The following is a 10,629-nucleotide window of genomic DNA, read 5'->3' on the forward strand; positions in this document are numbered from 1 at the left end:
CTGCCGCTGTCGGTGGCCGAGGCTAGCGTGAGGAGTGCGGCGCGGACACGGCAGGGCCGATCGGAGCGCGCCCTCACACGGAGTAACTTGTCTAAGCGCTTGCTCGCCGTGTCTTGTGCCGGATGGAACCCGTTCTTAGCATCACTGGTGTTACATCGGTTGTGTCACAGCAAGGGGGCTGGATGGCAACGGCAGGAACGCCCGGGCACGGCCCGCTCACGGGCGTGCGCGTGCTGGAGCTCGCCGGCATCGGACCCGGCCCGTTCGCCGCCATGCTGCTCGCCGATCTGGGCGCCGACGTGGTCCGCGTGGACCGGCCGGGCGGATCCCGGCTCGCGAGCGATCCGGCGTACGACGTCACCAACCGCAACAAGCGCTCGGTGATCGTCGACCTCAAGGCCCCGGGCGGCTCCGCGCGCGTGCTCGACCTCGCCGAACGCGCCGACATCCTGATCGAGGGCAACCGCCCCGGCGTCGCCGAACGGCTCGGCGTGGGCCCCGAGCAGTGCCACGCCCGCAACCCCCGGCTCGTCTACGGCCGGATGACCGGCTGGGGCCAGGAGGGCCCGCTCGCCGAGCGCGCCGGCCACGACGTCGCGTACATCGCCCTCACCGGCACCCTCGGCATGATCGGCACCCCGGACCGTCCCCCGGCTCTGCCCGCCAACCTCCTCGGCGACTACGCGGGCGGCTCCCTCTACCTGGTCGTCGGCGTCCTCGCCGCCCTGCACCACGCGCGCGTGACGGGCGCGGGCCAGGTCGTCGACGCCGCCATCGTCGACGGCGCCGCCCACCTCTCCGCGATGATCCACGGCATGCTCGCCGCCGGCGGCTGGCAGGACCGGCGCAGCGCCAACCTCCTGGACGGCGGCTGCCCGTACTACGGCACGTACGAGACCTCCGACGGCCGCCACATGGCGGTGGGCGCCCTGGAGCCGCAGTTCTACGCCGAGTTCCTGGATCTGCTCGGCCTCGACGGCTTCACCGACGCCCACAAGGACTGGACCCGCTGGGGCGAGCTGCACGCGGCGATCGAGGCCCGCTTCCGGAGCCGTACGCGCGAGGAGTGGACGGCCGTCTTCGAGGGCACCGACGCGTGCGTGGCGCCCGTCCTGACCCTGCGCGAGGCCCCGCACCACCCCCACCTCGCCGCCCGCGGCACCTTCGTCGACCACGCCGGCCTCACCCAGCCCGCCCCCGCGCCCCGCTTCTCCGCGACCCCCACGACCGTCCGCAGTGGCCCCGCGCTGCCGGGCGCCCACACCGACGACGTGGCCCACGACTGGTCCGTACCGACCCTGCGGCCCTCACCCGGAGACCCGCCCGAGCCCCCTCCCGCCCCCCACCCCCCAACCCTCGTTGAAAGGCCCGCTCAGTGAGCACCGAAGCGTACGTCTACGACGCGATCCGCACCCCGCGCGGGCGCGGCAAGGCCAATGGCGCCCTGCACGGCACCAAGCCCATCGACCTGGTCGTCGGCCTCATCCACGAGCTGCGCGACCGCTTCCCGAGCCTGGACCCGGCCGCGATCGACGACATCGTGCTCGGCGTCGTCGGCCCCGTCGGCGACCAGGGCTCCGACATCGCGCGGATCGCGGCGATCGCCGCCGGCCTGCCGGACACCGTCGCGGGCGTGCAGGAGAACCGCTTCTGTGCCTCGGGCCTGGAGGCCGTCAACCTGGCCGCCGCCAAGGTCCGTTCCGGCTGGGAGGACCTGATCCTCGCGGGCGGCGTCGAGTCGATGTCCCGGGTGCCGATGGCCTCGGACGGCGGCGCCTGGTTCAACGACCCGATGACCAACCTCGCCGTCAACTTCGTGCCGCAGGGCATCGGCGCCGACCTCATCGCCACCATCGGCGGCTTCACCCGCCGCGACGTCGACGAGTACGCGGCGCTCTCCCAGGAGCGGGCGGCCACGGCCTGGAAGGAGGGCCGCTTCGGCCGTTCCGTCGTCCCCGTCAAGGACCGCGCGGGCCTGACGGTCCTCGACCACGACGAGCACCTGCGCCCCGGCACCACCGCCGACTCGCTCGCCAAGCTGAAGCCGTCCTTCGCGGACATCGGCGAACTGGGCGGCTTCGACGCGGTGGCCCTCCAGGAGTACCACTGGGTGGAGAAGATCGACCACGTCCACCACGCGGGCAACTCCTCCGGCATCGTCGACGGCGCCTCCCTGGTCGCGATCGGCTCGAAGGAGATCGGCGAGCGCTACGGGCTCACCCCGCGCGCGCGGATCGTCTCCGCCGCCGTCTCCGGCTCCGAGCCCACCATCATGCTCACCGGCCCCGCGCCCGCCACCCGCAAGGCGCTCGCCAAGGCGGGCCTGACCATCGACGACATCGACCTGGTCGAGATCAACGAGGCGTTCGCGGCGGTGGTGCTGCGCTTCGTGCGGGACATGGGCCTGTCCCTGGACAAGGTCAACGTCAACGGCGGCGCGATCGCCCTCGGCCACCCGCTCGGCGCGACCGGCGCGATGATCCTCGGCACGCTCGTCGACGAACTGGAGCGCCAGGACAAGCGCTACGGCCTCGCCACGCTGTGCGTGGGCGGCGGCATGGGCATCGCCACGATCGTCGAGCGCGTCTGACCCCCTCCCGACGGATCACTACGGAGCTACGGAGCACCTCCCCATGAGCACTCAGCCCACCGCCATCCGCTGGGAACAGGACCGCACCGGCGTCGTCACCCTCGTCCTCGACGACCCGGAGCAGACCGCCAACACCATGAACGCGGCCTTCCGCGCCTCCCTCGCGGCCGTCACCGACCGCCTGGAGGCGGAGAAGGACACCATCCGCGGCATCATCGTCACCTCCGCCAAGAAGACCTTCTTCGCCGGCGGCGACCTGCGCGACCTCATCCGGGTCACCCCGGAGACCGCCCAGGAGCTGTTCGACGGCGGCCTCGCCGTCAAGCGGCAGCTGCGCCGCATCGAGACCCTGGGCGTGCCGGTCGTCGCCGCGATCAACGGCGCGGCCCTGGGCGGCGGTTACGAGCTCGCCCTCGCCTGTCACCACCGGATCGCCCTCGACGCCCCCGGCTCCAAGATCGGCTGCCCCGAGGTCACCCTCGGCCTGCTGCCCGGAGGCGGCGGCGTCGCCCGCACGGTCCGCCTGCTGGGCATCACCGACGCCCTGCTGAAGGTCCTCCTCCAGGGCACCCAGTACAGCCCCCGGCGCGCCCTGGAGAACGGCCTGGTCCACGAGGTCGTCGACACCCCGGAGGAGTTGACCGCGCGGGCCCGCGCCTTCATCGACGCCCACCCCGAGTCCCAGCAGCCCTGGGACAGGCCGGGTTACAAGATCCCCGGCGGCACCCCCGCCCACCCGAAGTTCGCGGCGAACCTGCCCGCCTTCCCGGCCTCCCTGCGCAAGCAGACCGGCGGCGCCCCCTACCCGGCGCCCCGCAACATCCTCGCGGCGGCCGTCGAGGGCGCCCAGGTCGACTTCGAGACCGCGCAGGTCATCGAGGCCCGCTACTTCGTCGAACTGGCCGCGGGACAGACCTCGAAGAACATGATCCAGGCGTTCTTCTTCGACCTCCAGGCGGTCAACTCCGGCGCCAACCGCCCCCAGGGCGTACCGCAGCGCCCGGTCCGCAAGGTGGCCGTCCTGGGCGCCGGGATGATGGGCGCCGGCATCGCCTACTCGTGCGCCCGCGCGGGCATCGACGTCGTGCTGAAGGACGTGTCCCCGGAAGCGGCCGTCAAGGGCAAGGGCTACTCCGAGAAGCTCTGCGCCAAGGCCGTCGCCCGGGGCCGCACCAGCCAGGAGAAGGCGGACGCGCTGCTCGCCCGCATCACGCCGACCGCCGACCCCGCCGACGTGGCGGGCTGCGACGCGGTCATCGAGGCGGTGTTCGAGAACCCGGAGCTCAAGCACAAGGTCTTCCAGGAGATCCAGGACGTCGTCGCCCCCGACGCGCTGCTGTGCTCCAACACCTCCACCCTGCCCATCACCCTGCTCGCCGAAGGCGTCGAGCGCCAGCAGGACTTCGTCGGGCTGCACTTCTTCTCGCCCGTCGACAAGATGCCGCTCGTCGAGATCATCAAGGGCGAGCGCACGGGCGAGGAGGCGCTGGCGCGCGCGTTCGACCTGGTGCGGCAGATCAGGAAGACGCCGATCGTCGTCAACGACTCGCGCGGCTTCTTCACCTCCCGCGTCATCGGCCACTTCATCAACGAGGGCGTCGCCATGGTCGGCGAGGGCATCGAGCCCGCGTCCGTGGAGCAGGCGGCGGCACAGGCCGGCTACCCGGCCAAGGTGCTGTCCCTGATGGACGAGCTGACGCTCACCCTCCCGCGCAGGATCCGGGCCGAGTCGAAGCGGGCCGTCGAGGAGGCCGGCGGCACCTGGACCGCACACCCGGCCGAGGCCGTGATCGACCGCATGGTCGACGAGTTCGGCCGCACCGGCCGCAGCGGCGGCGCGGGCTTCTACGACTACGAGGACGGCCGGCGGGTGGGCCTGTGGCCGGGTCTGCGCGAGCACTTCACCCGGCCGGGGCACCGGATCCCCTTCCGTGACATGCAGGAACGCATGCTGTTCGCGGAGGCGCTGGACACCGTCAAGCTCCTCGAAGAGGGCGTGCTGACGTCCGTCGCCGACGCCAACATCGGCTCGATCTTCGGCATCGGCTTCCCCGGCTGGACGGGCGGCGTCCTGCAGTACATCAACGGCTACGAGGGCGGGTTGCCCGGATTCGTGGCCCGCGCGCGTGAACTGGCCGCGACCTACGGCGAGCGGTTCGCCCCGCCGGCGCTGCTGATCGAGAAGGCCGAGAAGGGGGAGACCTTCACCGACGCCCGCTGACGCACCGACACCACCACGGCCCCGGCACCCCGCCGGGGCCGAAGTGCGTCAATTCCGTCATAAATCAGGCACAGCACGGCACGGCATCTTGCCGCGGAACGGACAGAGGCCAACTCTGGGGCCACCTTCCATCGCGCGCCCAGGGGGGCCGTCATGTCGCACCAGCGCTCTGCCCTGCGAAGACTCATCGCCGTCTTCGCCACCTGCGTCCTGGGCCCGGCCGCCGTCCTGGTGGCCGCCCCCGCCGCCTCCGCCGAACCCGCAACTCCCGTCAGTTACCCCGCCGGTGGGACCGCCACCCGCTACTCCGGGCTCGCCTTCGACGCCTGCACCGCCCCGCCGCTCACCACGATCCAGGCGTGGTCGGCCTCTCCGTACCGCGCGCTCGGCGTCTACGTCTCCGGCGTCAACCGCACCTGCGCACAACCGCAGTTGACCCCCTCCTGGGTCACCTCCATGGCCGCTCTGAGATGGCGGCTGCTGCCCATCCACAAGGGCCTGCAGCCCCCGTGCGGCGCTCGCCCCACCGACGCCAAGATCAGCACCAGCGCCGTCACGGCCCGCTCCCAGGGCACCGCCGCCGCCGACCAGGCGATCGCCGCCGCCAAGGCCCTCAACATGCTCCCGGGCAGCGCCCTCTACAACGACATCGAGAACTACAGCCAGACCGACAGCGTCTGCCGCGCCGCCGTGCTCGGCTACGTCTCCGGCTGGACGAAGGAACTCCACCGCCTCGGCTGGGTCTCCGGCGTCTACATGAACCTCAACCTCGGCGCCGGACAACTCGCCGGCGCCTACACGTCCACGACGTACGCCCGCCCCGACGCGCTGTGGGTCGCCCGCTACGACGGCGTCGACTCCCTCAAGGGCTGGGCGGGCGTCGCCGACGCCCAGTGGGCCGTCCACCAGCGCGTGAAGCAGTTCCGCGGCGGCCACGACGAGACGTACGGCGGCGTCACCGTGAACATCGACACCGACCGCGTCGACGCACCCGTCGCCACCCTCGTGTACCCGTACCGCGCGACGGCGGCGGTCACCGCGCGCACGGGCCCGTCGACGAGCTACGCCGCGAGCACGACGTACAGCTCGGGCGCCACCGTCAAACCCGTCTGCCAGGCACCCGGCTCCACGGTCGGCACCTCGAACGTCTGGGACAAACTGGGCAACGGCACCTACCTCCCGGACTACTACGTCAGTACGCCGTCCCAGACCACCTACAGCGCGCCCCTGCCCCGCTGCGCCTACCCGTACCAGGTCACCGCCCCGGCCGGAGTGACCGAACGCAGCGGCCCCGGCACCGGATACACCGCCGTCGGCACCTCGCCGGGCGGCGCCCTCGCGTGGATCACCTGCCAGCGCCCCGGCACCACGGTCGGCACCACCAAGGTGTGGGACCGGCTCGACAACGGGCACTACGTCTCCGACCACTACGTCGCGACGCCCAGCGGCACCTCGTACAGCAAGCCGGTGCCCCGCTGCTGACCCCCGTCCCGGCTCACTCCCTCAGCCACTCGCGCACCTCCTGGCGCAGCGAACGCTGAAACGTCGTCAGCAGGGCCTGGACGACCAGCGGCTGCATGTGCGCGGAGAGCGATCTCACGTCCTCGGCGGCGCGTTCGGCCACCGCGTCCCGCAGCAGCCGCGACAGCGCCTGCGCGGCCGCGCGCGAGTGCTCCAGCAGCACCTCCCGCGCCGCCAGGACGGCCTCCTGCGACAGCGGTACGTCCAGCAGCTCCACGCCGAGCCTGAGCAGCCCCGCGTCGACGCGGAACGAGCCGTCCTCGACGGTGACCACGTCCAGGGCCGCCAGCCGTGCCACGTCCTCGTCGCTCAGCTCCCGGCCCGCCCGCCGGTGCAGCTCCTCCCGGGAGACCGTCTCCGCGATCTCCGGCGCCCAGGACGCCACCACGGCCCGGTGCACGGCCAGGTCCTGCGCGGTCAGATCCGGCGGCAGCTGCCCCAGGTACCGTTCGATCGCGGCCAGCGTCATGCCCTGCCGCTGCAACTCCTCGATCAGCGCGAGACGCGCGAGGTGCTCCGGCCCGTAGTGGCCCACCCGGCGCGGACCGATCACCGGCGGCGGCAGCAGGCCCCGGGTGCTGTAGAAGCGGACCGTGCGCACGGTGACCCCCGCGCGGGCGGCCAGCTCGTCGACCGTGAGGGGCGGCTCCTCGGTCTCGATCGTCATGTGCAGCAGTATCGCTGTCTCACCACCGCTGTGACACCCGAAGGGACAGGGGAGACCGACGGGGCCGGTGTGTGACAAGCAACGCCATGTGACATGGACCACCGCATACCGGGTGACGCTTCTGGGAAGCTGCTGCCTTGGTCTGTGCCCCGACCGGGAGCCACCGGCCGAAACCGTACGGACACCCGGGCGCGACCCGCTCGGGCGCACCAGGAAGTGGAACCACCCGTGAGCAAGGACGCCGTGCACACGGCCCAGGCCGCCGCCCATCCCCAGGCGGCCACGACGCCCGCGGACGCGGGCGACGCCGGCTACAGCAAGGACCTCAAGCACCGCCACGTCAATATGATCGCGATCGGCGGCGCCATCGGCACCGGCCTCTTCCTGGGCGCCGGAGGACGCCTGCACAACGCCGGCCCGGCGCTCGCGCTGGCCTACCTCGTCTGCGGCGTCTTCGCCTTCTTCGTGGTGCGGGCCCTCGGCGAACTGGTCCTCTACCGGCCCTCCTCCGGCTCCTTCGTGTCGTACGCGCGCGAGTTCCTCGGCGAGAAGGGCGCCTATGTCGCCGGCTGGATGTACTTCCTGAACTGGTCGACCACCGGCATCGCCGACATCACCGCGATCGCGCTGTACACGCACTACTGGAGCGCGTTCACCAGCATCCCGCAGTGGGTGCTCGCGCTGATCGCCCTCGCGGTGGTCCTCGCCGTGAACCTGATCTCGGTGAAGATCTTCGGCGAGATGGAGTTCTGGTTCGCGATCGTCAAGGTCGCCACCCTCGTCGCCTTCATGCTCGTCGGCATCTTCCTGCTGGCCACGCAGCACCAGGTGGGCGGTACGACGCCCGGCGTGAACGTGATCACCGACCACGGCGGCGTCTTCCCGCACGGCCTGATGCCCGTCGTCCTCGTCATGCAGGGCGTGATCTTCGCGTACGCGGCCCTGGAGCTCGTCGGCGTCGCCGCGGGCGAGACCGCCGAGCCGGAGAAGGTCGTCCCGCGCGCGGTGAACTCCATCATGTGGCGCGTGGGCCTGTTCTACGTCGGCTCGGTCGTCCTCCTCGCCCTCCTGCTCCCCGGCTCGGTCTACTCGGCCGACGAGAGCCCCTTCGTCACCGTCCTGTCGAAGATCGGCGTCGAGGGCGCGGGCGACGTGATGAACCTGGTGGTCCTCACCGCCGCGATGTCGTCCCTCAACTCCGGCCTCTACTCCACGGGCCGCATCCTGCGCTCCATGGCGATGGCGGGCTCGGCCCCGAAGTTCACCGCCCGCATGAACCGCAGCCAGGTCCCCTACGGCGGCATCCTGCTGACCTGCGCGGTGTGCGTCCTCGGCGTCGGCCTGAACTTCCTCATGCCCAGCCAGGCCTTCGAGATCGTCCTGAACGTCGCCTCGCTCGGCATCATCTCCACGTGGGTCATCATCATGGTCTGCCACCTGGTCTTCGTGCGCCGCGCCAAGGCCGGCCTGCTCAGCCGCCCGCACTTCCGTCTGCCCGGCAGCCCCGTCACCGAGATCGCGACCATCGCGTTCCTGCTGGCCTGCCTCGCCATGATGTGGAACGACCCGGAGGTCGGCCGCAAGACCCTCTTCCTGATCCCGGCGATCGCCCTCGCCCTGACCGCCGGCTGGTACGGCGTGCGCCGCAACGTCTCCAGGACCGAGGACAAGGAACTCACCGCCCTCACGAAGTAGCGACCCAGGGCCACTGTCAGTGGCATCGCCTACGGTGGCGTCATGTCGGAGATCATCTATGTCCGGGGTGACGCCACCGTGCCGTTGGTCGGGAGGCGGCTCGTGGGGCGGGGGATCGCTGTGACCGCGTATGACCAGGGGGAGGGGCCGAGGTGAGCCGGGACACGGATGTGCTCGTGCTGGGTGGGGCGGGTGTCGACACGATCGTGTACGTGCCGCGGTTGCCCCTCCCGTACGCCGACAGCTACATGATCGACAGCGGGATCCGCGCCCGCGCCGGACAGACCGGTGACTTCGTGGCCCTGGGCCTCGCCGCCCTCGGCCTGCGCGTCCACCACGCCGACTTCCTCGGCGACGACCCCGAGGGCGACCTGGTGCGCGCCCTGCACGACGAGCACGGCATCGCCCTCACCGCGTTCCCGCAGCCCGCCGGCACCAAGCGCGCGGTCAACCTGGTCTCCCCGGACGGCCGTCGCCTCTCCCTGTACGACACCAGCCGCGGCCACCCCGACGACCGCTTCCCGCCCGACACCCTGCGGGCCCTGGCCCGATCGAGCCGGCACGCGCACGTGTCCATCACCCACCCGTGCGCCGAGGCCCTGCCGATCCTGCGCGAGAGCGGCGTCACCCTCTCGACCGACCTGCACGACTGGGACGGCGAGAACCCCTACCACGAGCCGTTCGCCCACCAGGCCGACGTGGTCTTCCTCTCGGCGACCGCCCTCACCGACCCCGAGGCGACGATGCGCCGCATCGCCGAGCGCGGCCGAGCGAGGGCGGTGGTCGCCACGGCCGGCGCCGAGGGCGCCCACCTGCTGACGGACGGCGAGCTGACCCACATCCCGCCGGTCACGCCGCCCGCCCCGGTGGTGGACACCAACGGCGCGGGTGACGCCTTCGCGGCGGCCTACCTCTACGGCCATCTCGCGGGCGAGCCCCCGCTGAGATGCGCCCTGTACGGCACGGTGGCGGGGGCGTACGCCTGCACGATCCCGTCCACCGAGACCGCCGCCCTCGCCCGCGACGAACTCCTCGCCCGCGCCGCCGACCTCTACGGCAGCCCGCGCTGACGCCGACTGAAGGTGACCATGGCCGCCCCCGCGCCCATCACCCACGCGGCAGAGAGGACCAGAACGAAGAGCCACGCCCCGAACCCGGCATCCGCCTTGCTGCTGACCGGCCAGATGAACAGGGCCGCGGGGCCGAGTGTGACCAGAGGGCCCAGCACCCACCAGGTCAGATAAGTACGCGCGACCTCACGGCCGTTGAGCGGCGTCTCCTCCAGCACGGCGAACCGGGTGCTGGATCTGTTGACCGTCCCGGTCGTGGCGTGGACCGTTCTGCCGACCTTCAGCCGATGCCGACGCAACGGCATCACCGGCAGGTCGAACAGCACACCCCACTCGGTGGCGTAGTGGCTGCCGTCGCGGTTGCGGTGGCTGTAACCCAGGTACTTGGTGCCGATCCCGTTCCACGTGGACATTCCGCATTCCCCCGTCAGGCCTGTCTGCGCCGAGCCACCGACAGCCCGATCACACCCACGAGGGCGACGGGCGCGCCCAGCAGGGTGACCACCGGTAGACCACCGATCAGGCCGACGCCGAGCAGCACCGCCCCGACGAGAACCAACACCCTCCACAACGCCAGTCCACCACCGGCGTTCTGCGCTTGCGACACGGTCTCTCCCCCCGCTCGTCGCACACCGTGTCCCCCGGAGCGATCTCGCCTCGCACAGGTGTGCAGCTCAGGACAGGAGCTTCCCAGCCAAGACCACGAACCACGCGTGAAGCCGCGTAAATTTTCGGCAATCCACGACGCGGGGGCCGGGGGAAAAAACCCAGGGCGCACGCCAGTTGACCCGCGCGGGCGTCAGTGCGCTTGGGAGTAGTTCGTTGCCCTGATCTTTTTTCACAACTCCTGCCGCCCCTGAAACGC

Annotated in this window: 10 protein-coding genes; 6 read left to right on the forward strand and 4 right to left on the reverse strand. The window is 71.6% G+C overall.

The window, feature by feature from the left end:
• Positions 1 to 182 precede the first annotated feature (182 nt).
• The 4 genes from ACZ5NW_RS03645 (at position 183) to ACZ5NW_RS03660 (ending at position 6,293) form a co-directional block, all read left to right on the forward strand.
• Entirely contained in the window at positions 183 to 1,379 is a 1,197-nt protein-coding gene (locus ACZ5NW_RS03645) for a CaiB/BaiF CoA transferase family protein (RefSeq protein ID WP_468742053.1), read from the forward strand.
• Complete coding sequence (locus ACZ5NW_RS03650) at positions 1,376 to 2,590, forward strand: acetyl-CoA C-acetyltransferase (RefSeq protein ID WP_468742054.1); 1,215 nt, start codon at positions 1,376 to 1,378, stop codon at positions 2,588 to 2,590. The genes ACZ5NW_RS03645 and ACZ5NW_RS03650 overlap by 4 nt, the downstream gene beginning before the upstream one ends.
• Before the next feature lie 43 nt (positions 2,591 to 2,633).
• Entirely contained in the window at positions 2,634 to 4,811 is a 2,178-nt protein-coding gene (locus ACZ5NW_RS03655; RefSeq protein WP_468742055.1) for a 3-hydroxyacyl-CoA dehydrogenase NAD-binding domain-containing protein, read from the forward strand.
• A gap of 153 nt (positions 4,812 to 4,964) precedes the next feature.
• Positions 4,965 to 6,293 carry a glycoside hydrolase domain-containing protein gene (locus tag ACZ5NW_RS03660; protein WP_468742056.1) on the forward strand — a complete coding sequence of 443 codons (1,329 nt, stop codon included), beginning with the start codon at positions 4,965 to 4,967 and terminating at the stop codon, positions 6,291 to 6,293.
• A gap of 13 nt (positions 6,294 to 6,306) precedes the next feature.
• Here the strand turns inward: ACZ5NW_RS03660 and ACZ5NW_RS03665 are convergent, their stop codons facing one another.
• Positions 6,307 to 6,999, reverse strand: coding sequence for a MerR family transcriptional regulator (locus ACZ5NW_RS03665; protein ID WP_468742057.1), 693 nt, complete (start codon positions 6,997 to 6,999; stop codon positions 6,307 to 6,309).
• Positions 7,000 to 7,227: 228 nt separating this feature from the next.
• On the opposite strand from ACZ5NW_RS03665, the gene ACZ5NW_RS03670 reads away from it, so the two are divergent.
• Together ACZ5NW_RS03670 and ACZ5NW_RS03675 are read left to right on the forward strand one after the other, a co-directional pair.
• Positions 7,228 to 8,694, forward strand: coding sequence for an amino acid permease (locus ACZ5NW_RS03670; RefSeq protein ID WP_468742058.1), 1,467 nt, complete (start codon positions 7,228 to 7,230; stop codon positions 8,692 to 8,694).
• 152 nt (positions 8,695 to 8,846) lie between these two features.
• A complete protein-coding gene (locus ACZ5NW_RS03675; protein WP_468742059.1) occupies positions 8,847 to 9,764 on the forward strand; it encodes an adenosine kinase in 918 nt (305 codons plus the stop codon).
• Here the strand turns inward: ACZ5NW_RS03675 and ACZ5NW_RS03680 are convergent.
• From ACZ5NW_RS03680 to ACZ5NW_RS03690, 3 genes are all read right to left on the reverse strand, one after another.
• A complete protein-coding gene (locus ACZ5NW_RS03680; protein WP_468742060.1) occupies positions 9,746 to 10,177 on the reverse strand; it encodes a hypothetical protein in 432 nt (143 codons plus the stop codon). The genes ACZ5NW_RS03675 and ACZ5NW_RS03680 overlap by 19 nt on opposite strands.
• Positions 10,178 to 10,191: 14 nt before the next feature.
• Positions 10,192 to 10,371 (reverse strand): hypothetical protein, encoded by a 180-nt coding sequence (locus tag ACZ5NW_RS03685; RefSeq protein WP_468742061.1) that lies wholly within the window; start codon positions 10,369 to 10,371, stop codon positions 10,192 to 10,194.
• A 67-nt stretch (positions 10,372 to 10,438) separates the two neighbouring features.
• Positions 10,439 to 10,629, reverse strand: a 191-nt coding sequence (locus tag ACZ5NW_RS03690) for a hypothetical protein (RefSeq protein ID WP_468742062.1), incomplete at its 5' end; no start/stop codon positions are given.

This window comes from Streptomyces sp. NPDC032126, assembly GCF_055580085.1.

Excerpts from the sequence above, each read along its gene's own strand:
- ACZ5NW_RS03645 (WP_468742053.1), top strand. The coding sequence starts at position 183 with ATGGCAACGGCAGGAACGCCCGGGCACGGCCCGCTCACGGGCGTGCGC.
- ACZ5NW_RS03655 (WP_468742055.1), top strand. The coding sequence starts at position 2,634 with ATGAGCACTCAGCCCACCGCCATCCGCTGGGAACAGGACCGCACCGGC.
- ACZ5NW_RS03660 (WP_468742056.1), top strand. The coding sequence starts at position 4,965 with ATGTCGCACCAGCGCTCTGCCCTGCGAAGACTCATCGCCGTCTTCGCC.
- ACZ5NW_RS03665 (WP_468742057.1), bottom strand. The coding sequence starts at position 6,999 with ATGACGATCGAGACCGAGGAGCCGCCCCTCACGGTCGACGAGCTGGCC.
- ACZ5NW_RS03680 (WP_468742060.1), bottom strand. The coding sequence starts at position 10,177 with ATGTCCACGTGGAACGGGATCGGCACCAAGTACCTGGGTTACAGCCAC.